The sequence below is a fragment of the Nitrosomonas sp. JL21 genome, from assembly GCF_009833095.1.
Taxonomy (GTDB): Bacteria; Pseudomonadota; Gammaproteobacteria; order Burkholderiales; family Nitrosomonadaceae; genus Nitrosomonas.
This window is the reverse complement of sequence record NZ_QRCB01000006.1, coordinates 37845-54880: the sequence shown is the minus strand read 5'-3', so window position 1 is coordinate 54880 and position 17036 is coordinate 37845. Positions and strand designations below refer to the sequence as shown.

At 47.3% G+C, this 17036-nt stretch carries 17 protein-coding genes; 15 read left to right on the top strand and 2 right to left on the bottom strand.

The window, feature by feature from the left end:
• Window positions 1-54 precede the first annotated feature (54 nt).
• The gene (gene murA / locus ABF87_RS02820) at window positions 55-1314 is read left to right on the top strand and encodes a UDP-N-acetylglucosamine 1-carboxyvinyltransferase (protein ID WP_160827619.1); all 1260 of its coding nucleotides are present in this window, start codon (window positions 55-57) and stop codon (window positions 1312-1314) included.
• A 217-nt stretch (window positions 1315-1531) separates the two neighbouring features.
• Here murA and ABF87_RS02815 read toward each other — a convergent pair whose 3' ends face one another.
• On the bottom strand, window positions 1532-2146 hold the full coding sequence (locus ABF87_RS02815; protein ID WP_160827618.1) for a hypothetical protein: 615 nt from the start codon (window positions 2144-2146) through the stop codon (window positions 1532-1534).
• A 309-nt stretch (window positions 2147-2455) separates the two neighbouring features.
• Here ABF87_RS02815 and argH point away from each other — a divergent pair, with 309 nt between their 5' ends.
• The 6 genes from argH to htpX all read left to right on the top strand — a co-directional run bounded on the left by argH (window position 2456) and on the right by htpX (window position 9454).
• Window positions 2456-3859, top strand: a complete 1404-nt coding sequence (gene argH / locus ABF87_RS02810; protein WP_160827617.1) for an argininosuccinate lyase — start codon at window positions 2456-2458, stop codon at window positions 3857-3859.
• Between the two features lie 14 nt (window positions 3860-3873).
• On the top strand, window positions 3874-4776 hold the full coding sequence (locus ABF87_RS02805) for a fructosamine kinase family protein (protein ID WP_345789867.1): 903 nt from the start codon (window positions 3874-3876) through the stop codon (window positions 4774-4776).
• An 89-nt stretch (window positions 4777-4865) separates the two neighbouring features.
• Window positions 4866-6533 carry a CTP synthase gene (locus tag ABF87_RS02800; RefSeq protein ID WP_160827616.1) on the top strand — a complete coding sequence of 556 codons (1668 nt, stop codon included), beginning with the start codon at window positions 4866-4868 and terminating at the stop codon, window positions 6531-6533.
• Between the two features lie 127 nt (window positions 6534-6660).
• A complete protein-coding gene (gene eno, locus ABF87_RS02795; RefSeq protein ID WP_160827615.1) occupies window positions 6661-7944 on the top strand; it encodes a phosphopyruvate hydratase in 1284 nt (427 codons plus the stop codon).
• The gene (ftsB, locus tag ABF87_RS02790; protein WP_160827614.1) at window positions 7944-8228 is read left to right on the top strand and encodes a cell division protein FtsB; all 285 of its coding nucleotides are present in this window, start codon (window positions 7944-7946) and stop codon (window positions 8226-8228) included. The genes eno and ftsB overlap by 1 nt, the downstream gene beginning before the upstream one ends.
• 341 nt (window positions 8229-8569) lie before the next feature.
• Window positions 8570-9454, top strand: a complete 885-nt coding sequence (gene htpX / locus ABF87_RS02785) for a protease HtpX (RefSeq protein ID WP_160827613.1) — start codon at window positions 8570-8572, stop codon at window positions 9452-9454.
• Window positions 9455-9575: 121 nt separating this feature from the next.
• Here htpX and ABF87_RS02780 read toward each other — a convergent pair whose 3' ends face one another.
• Window positions 9576-9920 (bottom strand): exosortase system-associated protein, TIGR04073 family, encoded by a 345-nt coding sequence (locus ABF87_RS02780; protein ID WP_160827612.1) that lies wholly within the window; start codon window positions 9918-9920, stop codon window positions 9576-9578.
• A 491-nt stretch (window positions 9921-10411) separates the two neighbouring features.
• On the opposite strand from ABF87_RS02780, the gene ABF87_RS02775 reads away from it, so the two are divergent.
• The 8 genes from ABF87_RS02775 (at window position 10412) to ureG (ending at window position 17020) form a co-directional block, all read left to right on the top strand.
• On the top strand, window positions 10412-11656 hold the full coding sequence (locus ABF87_RS02775; RefSeq protein WP_240143491.1) for a hypothetical protein: 1245 nt from the start codon (window positions 10412-10414) through the stop codon (window positions 11654-11656).
• 44 nt (window positions 11657-11700) lie between these two features.
• Window positions 11701-12648, top strand: a complete 948-nt coding sequence (locus ABF87_RS02770) for an urease accessory protein UreD (protein WP_160827611.1) — start codon at window positions 11701-11703, stop codon at window positions 12646-12648.
• Window positions 12649-12732: 84 nt separating this feature from the next.
• Window positions 12733-13035, top strand: a complete 303-nt coding sequence (locus ABF87_RS02765) for an urease subunit gamma (RefSeq protein WP_160827635.1) — start codon at window positions 12733-12735, stop codon at window positions 13033-13035.
• A 20-nt stretch (window positions 13036-13055) separates the two neighbouring features.
• A complete protein-coding gene (locus tag ABF87_RS02760; RefSeq protein WP_160827610.1) occupies window positions 13056-13376 on the top strand; it encodes an urease subunit beta in 321 nt (106 codons plus the stop codon).
• Window positions 13377-13409: 33 nt separating this feature from the next.
• Window positions 13410-15116, top strand: a complete 1707-nt coding sequence (gene ureC, locus ABF87_RS02755) for an urease subunit alpha (RefSeq protein ID WP_160827609.1) — start codon at window positions 13410-13412, stop codon at window positions 15114-15116.
• A 30-nt stretch (window positions 15117-15146) separates the two neighbouring features.
• Entirely contained in the window at window positions 15147-15668 is a 522-nt protein-coding gene (gene ureE / locus ABF87_RS02750; RefSeq protein WP_160827608.1) for an urease accessory protein UreE, read from the top strand.
• A gap of 10 nt (window positions 15669-15678) precedes the next feature.
• On the top strand, window positions 15679-16356 hold the full coding sequence (locus tag ABF87_RS02745; protein WP_160827607.1) for an urease accessory UreF family protein: 678 nt from the start codon (window positions 15679-15681) through the stop codon (window positions 16354-16356).
• Between the two features lie 16 nt (window positions 16357-16372).
• Complete coding sequence (gene ureG / locus ABF87_RS02740) at window positions 16373-17020, top strand: urease accessory protein UreG (protein WP_160827606.1); 648 nt, start codon at window positions 16373-16375, stop codon at window positions 17018-17020.
• The last annotated feature ends 16 nt before the right edge of the window (window positions 17021-17036 follow it).

Genomic DNA, 17036 nt, shown 5'->3' with positions numbered 1-17036 from the left:
ATCTCAAGCCATCCTGACACGATTTGATTAAATTTTATTGAGCATCTTGATGGAATGCAAAAACTGATTATCCAGGGCGGCTTCCCCCTCGAAGGGCAAATTTCTATTTCAGGTGCCAAGAATGCAGCGTTACCCATTCTGTGCGCCGCATTATTGACACGTGAATCTCTCGTCGTCGATAACGTTCCCGATCTTCAGGACATCACCACGATGCAATCATTGCTGCAGCAAATGGGTGTCAATGTCACTACTCCGGCCTCTTCCAGAATCGAGCTATGCGCCAGCCATTTGACTCATCTCGTAGCGCCTTACGAAATGGTCAAAACCATGCGGGCAGCCATCCTGGTGCTGGGACCGTTATTGGCGCGCGCCGGTGAAGCGAATATTTCATTACCGGGAGGATGCGCGATCGGCCTGCGCCCCGTCGATCAGCATATCAAGGGACTCCAGGCGATGGGAGCAGACATTGCGATCAAACATGGATACATTCAGGCGGTTGCAAAAAAATTGCGTGGCGCAAGAATTGTATTTGATATCGTTACCGTGACAGGAACAGAGAATTTGATGATGGCCGCAACACTGGCAGAAGGCATCACGACGCTTGAGAATGCAGCGCGCGAGCCGGAAATTGTCGATCTGGCGAATTGCTTGCGTAAAATGGGTGCAAAAATTCATGGTGCCGGCACCGATATCATCACGATCGAAGGCGTGCCCGTGCTGCATGGAGGTGAATACAACGTGATGCCGGACCGTATCGAAACAGGTACTTTTTTAGTGGCCGCCACAGCCACTGGCGGCGATATCCGCTTACTCAACACCTCTTCCAACTTATTGGATGCAGTTCTGGACAAATTGACCGAAGCGGGTGCTCACATTGAATCCGCAGAAAACTGGATTCATCTGCACATGACCAAGAAGCCACAGTCGATCAATTTACGAACTGCCCCGTATCCAGCTTTTCCAACCGATATGCAAGCCCAGTTCATGTCGTTGAATTGCATTGCTGATGGAACTGCCATCATTACCGAGACTATTTTTGAGAACCGCCTGATGCATGTGCAGGAGCTCAAGCGCATGAATGCCGATATTGAAGTGGAAGGCAATGCAGCGATCATTCATGGTATCCCCAAACTGGATGGCGCCCATGTGATGGCGACCGATTTGCGTGCATCGGCCAGTCTGGTCATCGCCGGATTAACCGCACAGGGCGAAACCTTGATCGACAGGATTTATCACCTGGATCGGGGTTATGAAAATATTGAAGGAAAATTGTCGGCTTTGGGCGCTCGCATTAGGCGAACCACTTCTTCCTGAGAAAACTCTGAAGGCTGCTCGTTTCAAGCATTCGACGTTAAAATCAGGCTATATAAACCGTTTTTTACCACCCAATTTTACATTGACTGAGCGTGACCGGTTCTCGTACAGCTTCTTTATTACATAAAAAAGCCTTTGAAGATTCAAAGGCTTTTGAGTCAATATTTTAACTGTTGATGTTCAGGATGTTATCGACATCATGATTAGAATTCGAAATTTACAATTTCGCCAGTTTATAACTGACAACGACTGTAGCAATTTTCTTATTCAGACCCATCACAGGAATCACCAGAATTTTTCTGCCATCGACATCCGATTTGATGGTAATTTTTTGCAGATTCAGAATTTCTTTTGGAAATAATTCGATTCCTTTGGTCTCTTCAAGCCGTTTATCGGTGGAAACCAGTAGCTCTCCTTCCTCATTGATCAATACCACTCGCTCGGTGTCTTTCATCTTAACGATTTCGCTCAAATACTGGTCGATTTGATCTAGATTGTTGCGGATCAATTCCCCCCGCACCGCCCAAGACAACACCTGTCCAAACCGCTCTTCTTCTCGCGCATATTGAGTGTCTGCATATTCACGAGCTTGCTGTTTGATCATCACACGTTCATTTTCAAGTTTTTTCGCCATGTCAGATTCAACTTTACTGACAGCTATAAATTTCCAAACAACCACGACAACGATGAGTCCAACGAGCGCTGCACCATACTTGGCAGATAGCTGCATGGTTGGTATTTTAGAAATCCATTCGAATTTATCGCTCAATATAGAGAAAAAAGTGGTGGGTGTGGATTGTTCAGTATGATTTTGCGTGTTCCGATCCGCCATGAATAGCTCCTTGTGTGTTGGATTGTTTGATAACTGAGGAAAATTCAGAGTCAGATTATCTCCTAAACCTGCCATAAGGAAAAGTGCAGTCGTTGCAATTATGCCCGTCATTACTGGATGAATTAAACGAAAATGTATCCAAGAGCGCCATTCATCAAAATTAGATTTCTAATAATCAACAACATAATCAGCAGGGTTTAAATTTAATACGATAATACGACAGTTGCAAAAATAACTGCCCCAAACTACTGGAGTGTTTCTGTTTATAATTGGCGACTTGAAGCAATTTCAAGGAACATTGTGGATGCTATGAATAACGATCCAGTGGCAAATAACAATAAAAAAACATGGTCAGGCCGTTTTAGTGAACCCGTTTCAGAACTGGTTGAACGCTACACCGCATCGATCCGTTTTGATCAACGCTTGGCCGAATACGATATTCAAGGTTCGCTGGCGCATGCGCAAATGCTTTGTCAGCAAGGAATCATCAGCCAGGATGACCTGATGGCCATTCAACAGGGTTTGAGTCAAATTCAACAGGAAATTCGTGAGCATCGCTTCGTTTGGCTGCAAGAACTTGAAGACGTCCATTTGAACATTGAAAAGCGCCTGACCGCTCTGATCGGAGATGCCGGCAAGCGGCTGCACACCGCCCGTTCCCGCAATGATCAGGTAGCCACCGATATTCGGTTGTATTTGCGAACAGCCATCGACGATATCATCAGCTTGCTCAAGGCCATGCAGACTGCCTTGCTGAACTTGGCTGAACAGCATATCACCACAGTAATGCCCGGCTTTACCCATTTGCAGGTGGCTCAACCGATTTCGTTCGGCCATCATTTGATGGCTTATTTCGAAATGCTCAAACGCGATAGTGAACGATTGATCGATTGCAGAAAACGCGTCAATCAACTACCGCTTGGGTCTGCTGCGCTTGCAGGGACCAGCTATCCGATCAACCGCGAATTGGTCGCCGAACTGCTCGGATTCGAAGGAGTTTGCCAGAACTCACTGGATGCCGTGTCGGATCGGGATTTTGCCATCGAATTCAGTGCCTGCGCCTCTCTCATCATGACGCATTTATCGCGATTATCGGAAGAATTTATTCTGTGGATGAATCCATCGTTTGGCTTTATCCAATTAGCAGATCGTTTCTGCACCGGTTCTTCGATCATGCCGCAGAAAAAAAACCCGGATGTGCCCGAATTGGTCAGAGGAAAAACGGGCCGTATTCATGGTCACTTGGTTGCTTTGCTCACACTCATGAAAGCACAGCCGCTGGCCTATAATAAAGACAATCAGGAAGATAAAGAGCCGCTCTTCGATACGGTCGACACCATCATTGATACGCTGCGGATTTATGCCGATATGCTCAGCGGCGTTCAGGTCAATCAGCAGGCCATGCGCCGAGCAGTCTTGCGCGGACACGCCACAGCCACTGATTTAGCCGATTATTTGACCAAAAAAGGTATTCCTTTCCGCGATGCGCATGAAATCGTAGCAAAAACCGTACAGTATGCTGAACAAAAAAACTGCGATTTGAACGATCTGGAGCTGCAGGATTTGCAGCAATTCTCTCAGCTGATCGAAGCAGACATTGTTAAAATTCTGACACCCGAAGGTTCCATGCAGAGCCGGAATCATACCGGTGGCACTGCACCGAGCCAGGTTCAGGCTGCAATTGAACGGGCCCGGCAGTGGCTCACAGTCTGATGTAAGCGATTGCAGTGAAAAACTCCCTCAGCACGCAAACATGGGACAGCATCGCCGCCGATATTTCTGCTTCCACACAAACCTCCTTTGTCATCACCCGCAGTTCGCCGATCGGCGGCGGTTGCATCAATCAGGCTTACTGCATCACTGATGGTAGGCAACATTATTTTGTAAAGCTAAACACTCGCGAACAACTTTGCATGTTTGAAGATGAAGCTGCAGGTCTGATGGAAATTTATCGATCCCGGACATTGCGCGTCCCATCGCCCATTTGTCACGGAAGCGACGCTGATTCTGCCTGGCTGGTTCTGGAATACATCGACATCAGCGGCCGCGCATCCGGCAAAGGATCCGATTTAGGCAAGCAGCTTGCCGCCATGCATCGCACAACATCGACTCATTTTGGGTGGATCCGCAATAACACGATTGGGGCAACTCCCCAGGTAAACTCAATATCCTCCAATTGGGTGGATTTCTGGCGCACTCATCGCTTGGGTTATCAACTCGACCTCGCCCGAAAAAATGGCTTCAATGGCAAATTACAAACATTGGGGGAAAACATCCTGCTCGAGTTGGACAAGCTTCTAGCCGAGGCATCCCCAGCCGCTTCATTACTGCATGGTGACTTATGGAGCGGCAACTACGCTTTCGACGAAATGGGGAATCCGATCATTTTTGATCCCGCGATATATTATGGTGATCGAGAAGCGGATATCGCCATGACTGAGCTTTTCGGCGGCTTTCCCGCAGATTTTTATTCGGCATACCGGCATGAATATCCATTGGATTCCGGGTATAATACCCGCAAAATAGTCTATAATCTTTACCATATCCTGAATCATTTAAATCTATTTGGTAGCAATTATCGCCACCAGGCTGAACAAATGATGGGGTTTTTGCTTGCTGAAATCCGCTGATTCATTATCGGAAAATGCTGCCTGATTAAATGGTTTATAAAAAACAATCTGCTTTTTTCGTTGGAATATTCTGTTAACAATCGTCACTTATGACCAAATACGTTTTTGTAACAGGCGGGGTTGTATCTTCATTAGGCAAAGGTATTGCTGCGGCATCCTTGGCCGCGCTGCTTGAGACACGCGGAATCAAAGTGACGATGCTCAAATTGGACCCCTACATTAACGTCGATCCCGGCACAATGAGTCCATTCCAGCATGGCGAAGTTTTTGTGACCGAAGATGGCGCCGAAACCGATCTTGACCTCGGGCATTATGAGCGATTCATCAGTACCCGCATGACGCGCCATAATAACTTCACGACCGGTCAAATCTATGAAAGCGTCATCCGTAAAGAACGGCGCGGTGATTATCTCGGCGGCACAGTTCAGGTGATTCCTCATATCACCGATGAAATCAAGCGTTACATCCAGGCAGGCATCGGGGATGCCCAAGTCGCCATCATCGAGATCGGCGGCACCGTGGGCGATATCGAATCCTTGCCTTTTTTGGAAGCGATTCGTCAAATGGCCGTGCAACATCCTCGCCATGATACGTGCTTCATTCATCTCACGCTCCTGCCCTACATCGGTTCAGCAGGTGAATTGAAAACCAAACCGACTCAGCACTCAGTCAAAGAATTGCGGGAAATCGGCATTCAACCTGATGTACTGCTGTGCCGTTCCGATCGCGCCTTACCCAAAGAAGAGCGTCGCAAAATTGCATTGTTCACGAATGTGCCGGAAGAAGCCGTCATTTCCGCCATTGATGTCGACAGCATCTATAAAATTCCGGCTCTACTGCATGAACAAATGCTGGACGAGATTATCTGCCATAAATTGAATATTCTTGCCAAACCAGCGGACTTAAGCGTCTGGAAAAAACTGGTACATGCACTTGAACATCCCAAATTTTCAGTCAATATTGCGATAGTCGGAAAATACGTCGACCTGACCGAATCTTACAAATCATTATCTGAGGCCCTCACTCACGCCGGAATCCATACGCAGAGTCAGATCAACATCACTTACATCGATTCAGAACATATCGAAAAAGACGGCACGGATTGTTTATTGGGTATGGATGCCATTCTGGTTCCGGGCGGTTTTGGCAAACGAGGGGTCGAAGGTAAGATTCAAGCTATCAGTTTTGCGCGCACCCATCGTATTCCCTATCTAGGTATCTGCTTGGGAATGCAGTTAGCCGTCATTGAATATGCCCGTCATAAAACGAATATGAAAGGCGCTCATAGTACGGAATTCAATCCTGACACTTCGTCTCCCGTCATCGGATTGATTACTGAATGGCGCACCCGCGATGGATACCTTGAAACCAGAGACGAACATTCCGATATTGGCGGCAGTATGCGTTTGGGCGGGCAAGAATGTGTGCTCAAAAAGAATTCTCTCGCCTGGAAAATCTACGGTGCTGACACAATCATTGAACGGCATCGACATCGGTATGAAGTCAATAGCCTATATATTCCAAAATTGGAAAAAGCAGGACTCTGCATCAGTGGATTTTCCAAGGAAGAAAACCTCTGTGAAGTGATCGAACTTCCTGAATCCGAGCATCCTTGGTTCCTGGCTTGCCAATTTCATCCTGAATTTACGTCTACACCGCGATTAGGACATCCATTGTTCAAGTCCTACGTACAAGCGGCCATTAATTTTTCTAATCATCATCAAGCCATCAATGAAAAACTGCATGCAATAACGTAATTATTCATACGCCAGTTTGAAAGAAATCAATCATCCTGACAAAACCGATCGAATTGTAATCCGTACCAGCGTTTTAGTTGTGTAATCAGAGCAATAATACTAATTAAACATAGAGGAAAAAAGCAGCATGAGTGCAATAGTAGATGTCATCGCCCGTGAAATTTTAGATTCTCGCGGCAATCCAACCATTGAAGCAGACGTTCTGCTGGAATCCGGCGTGTTGGGTCGCGCCTCGGTTCCCTCCGGCGCGTCTGTGGGAACCCGCGAGGCGGTAGAGTTGAGAGATGGTGATGCACAACGTTACTCAGGCAAAGGAGTGCTCAAAGCGGTAGAAAATGTCAATACCGAGATTTCTGAAACATTGATGGGATTGGATGCCGTCGACCAAAGCTTCATCGATCAAGCACTGATCGAATTGGATGGCACTGAAAATAAATCCCGACTTGGAGCCAATGCAATTCTGGCGGTATCTCTGGCGGTCGCCAAGGCTGCTGCTGAAGAATCCGGTTTACCGCTGTATCGTTATCTGGGCGGCGCTGGGTTGATGTCCATGCCCGTGCCGTTAATGAATTTAATTAACGGCGGTGCGCATGCCAATAATAATATCGATATGCAGGAATTCATGATCGTGCCCTTGGGAATAGCGAATTTCCGTGATGCCATCCGCTGTGGTGCCGAAGTATTCGCCTCACTGAGAAAGCTCATCAATGAAAAAGGCATGCCTACCACAGTTGGCGATGAAGGCGGGTTTGCACCGAATCTTGAAAATAACGAATCGGCTTTGCAATTGATTGTACAAGCCATCGACCAGGCAGGATATCAACCTGGAAATGAAGTTGCGATCGGTATCGATTGTGCCAGCTCTGAATTTTTCCATGATGGCAAATACCATCTGGCCTCGGATGGGTTACAGCTGACATCCGCGCAATTTGTGGATTATCTTGCTTCCTGGGTGGATAAATATCCGATCATCACGATTGAGGATGGCATGAGTGAACATGACTGGAAAGGCTGGGAATTGCTCACCAAACAACTCGGCAAGTCGATTCAACTTGTGGGCGATGATATTTTCGTCACGAATGCGAAAATTCTACAAGAAGGCATCAAGCGCGGAATCGCGAATTCGATTTTGATCAAAGTCAATCAGATCGGCACACTCACTGAAACATTCTCCGCCATAGAAATGGCCAAATGTGCCGGTTATACCGCGGTCATTTCACACCGTTCCGGAGAAACCGAAGATACGACCATTGCGGATATCGCGGTCGCCACCAATGCATTGCAAATAAAAACCGGATCGATGTCCCGATCTGATCGATTGGCCAAATACAATCAGCTCTTGCGGATTGAAGAAGACCTGGGTGATTCTGCCAATTATGCGAATCGAAGAGCATTCTATCAATTACGATAATGAAACTACTGGCTTTGGTACTGCTTCTGTTGATCGCATTAATGCAATATCCGTTATGGTTTGGCAAAACCAGCTGGAAAAAAGTTTGGGAAGCAGATCAGGATGTGATTGCTGCCCGCGAGAATAATGTAATGCTCCAGCATCGCAATGGCATGCTCGAAGCTGAAGTCAATGATTTAAAGCAAGGTATCGAAGCCATCGAGGAACGCGCCCGTAGCGATCTCGGCATGATCAAGCAAGACGAGATCCTGTTCCAGATTGTAACCGGCGCACCGCAGCCCTAATCTCCATCAACCGTTAAACCCGTTCTTTGCAATCATCAATTTTTTTCTTTCTGAACTTCCGGCACGGCTCATTCATCAAACGCTGATGCACTCTCAGAAGAGAAATCTGCAATAATCAACGAAATCTATCGTGCTCACGCTCCCATGAGCGTAAATGGAAACACGTTCAAAATGTTCATCTTCGTCGCATATACGGTACTTTTTCGTCTACCTGATTATCGCCCGCTACCTCATTCAGAACTTTCTTGGTTAAAATTCAGCTTTAACGCGCTCTTGAAAAAAGAGTATATGTTCTTACATCCTATTCGTTTGAGATTATCGCTAACACGGAGTAAAAATAAATGAAAAGAATTCTGCTTTTTTTAGCAACGAACTTAGCCATCATCGTGGTATTGAGCATTACGTTACGCCTGTTGGGCGTAGAAAAAATTCTCGATGCCCAAGGAACCGGTCTCGACATCAATTCACTCCTGATATTTGCTGCAGTATTCGGATTTGGTGGTTCTTTGATGTCACTCGCGATGTCGAAATGGACTGCAAAGCGGTTTACAGGTGCGCAAGTCATCGAAATGCCGCGCAATGCGCAAGAGCATTGGTTGGTAACCACTGTACAGCGTCAAGCCAAAGCAGCCGGCATCGGCATGCCTGAAGTTGCGATTTACGATGCGCCAGACGTGAATGCGTTCGCGACTGGCATGTCCAAAAACGATGCACTGGTCGCCGTCAGTACTGGCTTATTGAACAACATGTCTCAAGATGAAGCTGAAGCAGTGTTGGCTCATGAGGTAAGTCATGTAGCGAACGGCGATATGGTGACCTTGGCGCTTATTCAAGGTGTCGTCAATACCTTTGTCATTTTCCTGTCGCGTGTCATCGGACATACCGTCGACCGTGTCATCTTCAAGACTGAAGAAGGTCATGGTCCGGCTTTTTGGATCACCAATATCATTGCCGAAATCGTCTTGGGCGTTTTGGCTACCATCATCGTCATGTGGTTCAGCCGCCAACGTGAATTTCGTGCAGATGCCGGGGGCGCTCAGCTTGCCGGAAGAAGCAAAATGATTGCCGCATTGCGCCGCTTGCAATTGAACAGCCAACAAGCACAATTACCCGATCAATTGGCTGCTTTTGGCATTTCAGGTGGCAGAAGTGCCGGATTGGCTCAGTTATTTATGTCTCATCCGCCATTGGAAGAGAGAATTGCTGCGCTCCAGGCTCAGGGATAATTTCTTTTGTAGCTTATTCTGTTTACCAAAACAGCGCCGTATCAATACATACGGCGCTGTTTTTATTCATGCCTGTTTCTTATCCTTATTCTCGTACTCGGCGAGAACTTGAGTTAGATAATTAATACGATGTTTCTCTAGAAAAATCCTGCCAAATGAATGGAGGATTAACGGAAGGCTTGGTGGGAATAAAAAATGTAGCGGCGTCCAGAACACCCACGAGGCTGCGTCCCACCGTATGCATGATGCCCATGCCTACTCCAATGGTAGCTCCATACAATGGCCCTTCTTTTTGCGAAGTCAGGATAACGTTTTTCGGCAACTCAACCCAGCCCGTGACTGCATTGGCGATACCGCTCACAAATTTTTCACTGGCATTACCGAAATAACTATCTGAAGCAATCGCTTGCGCAGAAAAGAAGAAAAATATCGAAAAAATCAATGACATTCCGGTAATTCTTTTCATCAAAAACTCCTTTAACATGTAGTAAAAATTGAGTCTCTACCATTTAAAACCATAAGATTTCTGTTTCTAATAAAAAAATTAGCAGAAATGTACAGGGAGTTTACCTTTTCAAACTGCAGCAGACAATTTTTGATACGAAATTCGTCCCTTAAAAAATTGATCCTTCATTTCATGGCAAGTGAGGATGATTCCCCAGCCTACTTTAATCAACTCAAACCTGGGAAGCTAGTTTCATATGGAATGTAAAAAAAGTATTACGTTGACAGCTCAAAAAAATTTATACGATAGAATTTGATCTCTAGAGTTTTTGTTGAATTGTCGGTACGAGCGATCAAATATTCAATTTGATAAATCTTTCCTGAGGTAGATGCTTCATGCAGAAACACAACAGCTACTTTCTGATTTTCCGTCAAGTTGCTTCCTTAGCTTGCTCGGCCTTCACCTGCTTATCCCATTCCTCTGGCTACAAAAAAGCAAGCATCATTCACTTCTTGAAAAAAATTCGCTTGATAGTCATGATGTCGAGTATTTTGTGGACTGTATCGGCAGCCTATGCGTTCGATGTGTCGGTCAAACCGATTTCCGATCGATTGAAAATCAAAGCCAGCGAGACGCGATGGATCAGCCTGGGAGCAGGTTATCGAGGCACAGGATTGTGGACTGAAAACGCAAATGGTAATTTGGACGGCGGCCATTATAGTAACGATAATGCGCGTATCTATTTCAATGGACAAATTAACCAATACCTCAAATTTGAAGTCAATACGGACTGTTTTTTTTGTAACAATACGGCCTCCAATGAAAATCCCCGGATGTCCTATAACATCCTCGATGCCATCGCTAAATTCGAATACAACCGCTATTTCAATGTTTGGGGAGGACGCATGCTGGTGCCCACCGAACGGGGGGAACTCAGCGGTCCATTTTTTCAAGCCACGCATGATGCTTTCAAAACGCCTTTTTTCTCGCAGGATTTCAGCGTCAAATTTGGAGATGGCGGCGCAGGCCGGTATGGCCGTGACGATGGGGTAACTTTCTGGGGAAATGCTGAGCCCGGCTTTATTCCCGGAACGTTCAGTTACGCGATGGGTGTGTTTCGTGGCCTGGAGTCTTCTCGTATCAGCGGCCCCAATCCGAATGGGGCAATTCTGACAGCAGCGCGTATCACCTATAATTTTCTGAACCCGGAAAAAAATCCTGGCTATTACACATCAAGTACTTATTTTGGTAAAGCCGGAGATATTCTAGCACTGGCGTTTGGCATGTCATATCAAAAAAATGGCGCAGGATCATCCGCTCATCGCAGTGATTTTCTTGGATTTACGGGCGACCTATTATTTGAAAAAGTGTTATCGAGAAATATGGGCGTCACGACGTTGAACGCCGAGTATAAGCAGTTCTATGCAGGCTATTCGACCGCCGCATTTTCTGACCGTGATTGCTTTTGCATGTTTGATGGTAAATCCTGGACAGTGACCGGACTTTACCTCATTCCCGGCAAGATCGGCATCGGACAATTTCAACCGTATGGCCGGTTTACCAGTGTACAACCGAACCGAAGCAGTCATCGAGAGGAAATCGAAGCCGGCGTGAATTATATTATCGATGGTTTCAATGCCCGGGTCTCAGCCTATTATCAGCATGGAGATCTTTTGTCCAAGGGATTGAATTATGCTCCCGGCGTCACTGGCCCTGCTCAGGATGTTTTCAAAATTTCATTCCAACTCCAGATTTAGAACTACTTTAAAACTCAGCCTTACACATTGACAGACCTAATTTCATGCTGCTACCAACCCATTCAGACGAGCTACTCTTCAAAAAACCTCGTCCCACTATTTTGAGTTATCCTCAGCAAGTGAGAGATCCGGAAATACGTGACACACTTCCCGATTCAGTGCACAAGCCGCTCGAAGCAAGATTGTCACTTCGGTTCGCTGAAGATCAGGGCACTACTCGCTTGGTATCGCGAGATCATTATGGCCCTCTGTTGGTACAGAAACCGCTATACCCGGAAGGACGCGATGTCTGCCATGCGGTCATCATTCACCCACCGGGCGGCGTCGTCGGTGGCGATCAACTTGCAATCTCGACGCATGTTGGCGCATCTGCGCATGCACAAATCACTACGCCTGGAGCAGCCAAATGGTACAAATCGAATGGCCATGTTTCACATCAAAAAATACGAATCAGCGTAGAGAAAAATGCCTCGCTCGAATGGGTTCCACAAGAAACAATCTTTTACAATCATGCCGATGTTCATATCGATACTGAAGTCATGCTTGAAGGCGATGCCAAGTTTATCGGATGTGAAATATTATGCTTTGGACGAACTGCGTCCGGCGAATCATTCAATGAAGGTCAAATTAGGCAACGCACGCGAATCAAAAGAAACAACCAATTAATCTGGCTGGAACAAATCAGGCTTCAAGGTGAAAGCTCAGCAATAGCCGGGCCATTGGCTCTTGCGGGGAAAACGGTATGCGCGACGCTAATTTTGACTGGGAAAACGCTACCCCAGTCATTGATTGACTCAGCTCGTGAGAATGCTCAGAAAATCATCCGAAAAACGGACCAAACCGGCATCTCCCAACTCAAATCGGTAGTTGTGGCCCGATATCTCGGTGATTCCAGTGAAATTGCACGGCTTGTGATGCTGCGGCTATGGGGGCTATTCCGACCGGAATTGCTGGGCCGCGATGCGATCGTGCCTCGCATGTGGAATACCTGATCAATTAGGTAAAAGTTTCAAAGCAATGAATGCCAACTTCAACGATGCACTTGTGAAAATTACTATTTCATTCAGGAGAAAATGATGGACTTAACGCCCCGAGAAAAAGACAAACTTTTGATATTTACTGCCGGGTTACTAGCTGAGCGGCGCAAAACCCGCGGCCTGCGGCTCAATTACCCGGAAGCGGTCGCATTGATTACCTGCGCCGTACTCGAAGGCGCAAGAGATGGCCGATCAGTTGCAGAATTGATGACAGCCGGCCAAAAAGTTCTGTCCCGGGCTGATGTAATGGAAGGCGTGCCGGAAATGATTCCGGACATCCAAGTTGAAGCGACTTTCCCGGATGGCACCAAATTAGTGACTGTTCATAATCCAATTATTTAGTTTAGCAATAGGAGATCACCATGCGGATACCTCTAATACCCGGCGAAGTTTTTACTGAATCAGGTGACATCGAGCTTAACGCCGGCAGAAAAACAAAGACCTTAACTGTTTCGAATAGCGGAGATCGTCCCATTCAGATTGGCTCGCACTTTCATTTTTATGAAGTGAATTCCGCGATGAAATTCGACCGTGAGGCCGCCTACGGTATGCGACTGAATATCATGGCAGGAACGGCTATCCGCTTCGAACCAGGCCAAGAAAGAACGGTTGAGCTGGTGGAGCTTTCCGGAGACCGGATCGTGTATGGATTTAATCAGAAAGTGATGGGCAAGCTGAAATAGCATCAATCGCAGCAATTTTACAGGAGTAAAAAAATGAGCGTAAAAATTTCCCGTCAAACCTACGCCGAGATGATGGGTCCGACAACCGGAGACCGCGTGCGCCTGGCCGATACAGAATTAATGATCGAAGTCGAAAAAGACTTCACCACCTACGGTGAAGAAGTGAAATTTGGTGGCGGTAAAGTCATTCGCGATGGCATGGGACAGTCACAGCGCAATCACGCAGATGTGATGGATACGGTCATCACCAATGCACTCATTATCGATCACTGGGGCATCGTCAAAGCTGACATTGGTATCAAAAGTGGCAAAATTGCCAATATCGGTAAAGCAGGTAACCCGGATATTCAACCCAATGTCACGATGGCAATTGGCGCTGGCACGGAGATCATCGCCGGGGAAAATTTGATCGTGACCGCCGGCGGTGTCGATACGCATATTCATTTCATTTCACCGCAACAAGCCGAAGACGCGATGATGAATGGCATCACGACAATGCTGGGCGGTGGAACAGGCCCCGCAGTAGGTACAGCCGCAACCACATGTACCCCTGGGCCATGGCATATCCATTCGATGCTCAGAGCATCGGATGGACTGATCATGAATACGGGCTTTTTCGGAAAAGGTAATGTCAGCTTACCCACTCCTCTGGAAGAACAGGTATTAGCCGGCGCATGTGGTTTGAAACTCCATGAAGACTGGGGCACGACTTTTGCCGCCATCGACAACTGCTTGGATATTGCCGACAAATATGATGTGCAAGTCGCCATTCATACGGACACGATCAATGAAGGCGGCTACTTGGAAAATACCGTTGCTGCGATGAAGGATCGCACCATTCATACTTTCCATACCGAAGGAGCCGGGGGCGGCCATGCGCCCGATATCATCGCGGTGGTCGGTCTGGATAACGTGCTGCCTTCGTCCACCAATCCAACTCGACCTTATACGGTCAACACACTGGACGAGCATTTGGACATGCTGATGGTCTGCCATCATCTGCATGCCAATATTGCCGAGGATCTTGCATTTGCCGAATCACGTATTCGCAAGGAGACGATTGCTGCGGAGGATATCCTGCATGATATGGGTGCAATCTCGATGATGTCTTCAGATTCCCAGGCGATGGGACGTATCGGCGAGGTCGTTCTGCGTACTTGGCAAACTGCTCATAAAATGAAAGTACAGCGGGGAACGTTGCAGGAAGATAATTCACGCAATGATAATTTCCGGGTCAAACGCTACATTGCCAAATATACGATCAATCCCGCAATTACCCATGGCATTGCGCATGCAGTAGGATCGATAGAAGTAGGTAAATATGCTGACCTTGTACTGTGGAGACCGGCCTTTTTTGGGGTAAAGCCATCGATGATCCTGAAAGGTGGCATGATTGCAGCCTCTCTGATGGGTGATCCGAATGCCTCCATTCCCACGCCACAGCCCGTGCATTATCGCTATATGTTTGGCGGATACGGTGGCGGCATCAAAACATCGTGTTTCACATTTGCTTCACAGGCCGCATTGAGTGCAGGTCTGGTTGATCAGCTGAAACTGGATAAAAATCTCATCGAAGTCAAGAATACGCGGAATCTGCGCAAAAAAGACATGATTCATAATGGCGCTACGCCAGAGATGGAAGTGGATCCTGAAACCTATGAAGTGAGGGCTGATGGTCAATTATTAAGCTGCGGTGCCGAGGATGTGTTGCCCATGGCGCAGCGCTACTTCCTGTTTTAAATCCCATCTCCATTCACTGATCGTCATAACATGCTTACATTGAACACTAAAATAGATCGTGCCGACTCGATATTCGCGCAACTCGTTTTACCTTATGAAATGCGCGAAAACAGTCGATTGAGAGCAGCACTGGATTGTGGAGAAGAAGTGGCCATTTTCATGCCGAGAGGCACAGTGCTTCGCCATGGTGATTTGCTCAAAAGCACTGATGGGCGGGTGGTGCAGATCATCGCGGCCCATGAACCCACTTATCGCGTCACCTGCCAATCAGCGCAGGATTTATTACGATGCGCGTTTCATTTAGGCAATCGCCACACACAAACGCAAGTTGGCGATGCTTTTTTGCGAATCCATCAAGACAGTGTACTCAAGCAAATGCTGGAAGGATTAGGCGCGGCGGTTATCGAAGAGGATGCGCCTTTTGAGCCTGAAGCGGGCGCCTACGGAGGCGCGGGCCATCATCATGGTGATGGTCATTTTCATGCCCATGGTCCGCTGGCGCCGATACCGGCCCGTCAAAAAATTCACCGCCCCTCGGATTCACATTCTTAGGAGTGCTAACGTGCAATCAACCCTATTGCTTCGTTTGTTGCAGCTCGCCAGCCCCTCGCTGCCGATCGGCGCCTATACTTATTCGCAAGGACTGGAATCCGCTATAGAAAAAGGTACTGTTCACGATGAGCAATCGGCGCGCGCGTGGATTTCGGAGTCCTTGCATATCATCGCCGATTTTGAAGCGCCGATCGTATGGCGTTTACTTCTATCGTTCGCCGACCGCGATATCGAAGCCGTGAATTATTGGAGCGATTATTTCGTTGCTGCGCGCGACACTGCCGAATTTCGTGCGGAAACCATCCAGATGGGCTATTCATTGGCAAAGCTCGTCATCGATCTCAAAGTTGCGGATGAATCATTGGGCGCAATTCTGCAGCATCGATCCGAGATACCCTTGCCCACGGCTTTTGCATACGCCGCGGAAGCGCTTGCGATACCACATGAAGCTGCCTTGCTGGGCATGCTGTTTTCATTGGTTGAGAATCAAGTATTGGCTTGCGTCAAATCAGTGCCGCTGGGACAAGTTTCAGGTCAAAAACTCTTGTTATCGCTGCATCCGGCAATCGAAAAAGCAGCCCTGCATGCGCAGCAGCTGGCTGACGATGATCTATCGAACTGGGCTCCGGGCTTATCATTACTGTCGATGCAGCATGAAATACAATATAGTCGGGTCTATCGATCATAATTATGAGGTATAACACATGAACAAACATTCAAATCCTCTACGCGTGGGGATAGGCGGGCCGGTTGGATCGGGCAAGACCGCTTTATGTGAGGCGCTGAGCAAGAAAATGCGCGATCAGTATGAAATGGCCGTCATTACCAATGATATCTATACCAAGGAAGACATGGAAATCCTGTTGCGCGCCAATGCACTGCCGCCGGAACGTTTGATGGGCGTCGAAACCGGTGGATGCCCGCACACGGCAATCCGTGAAGACGCTTCCATCAACCTCGAAGCCATCGCGCGCATGATTGCAGATTTTCCTAATTTGGATCTCATCCTTGTGGAATCAGGAGGGGATAATTTAGCGTCGACATTCAGTCCTGAACTTTCAGATCTCACCATTTATGTCATCGACGTTGCCGCTGGAGAAAAAATACCACGCAAAGGCGGTCCGGGAATCACGCGCTCTGCCCTTCTCGTCATCAATAAAATCGATCTCGCTCCCTATGTGGGCGCCAGTTTGGATGTCATGGCGCGAGACGCGAAAAAAATGCGCGGCGACCGCCCTTTTGTATTCACGAATTTGCATACAGGTGAGGGCGTGGATCAGATTGTCGATTTCATTGTAAAGCAAGGCCTGCTGGAAGAAGTCAAACAACAAAGCGCTCAATTGCATGTGTAGCAAATTAATCAGCACC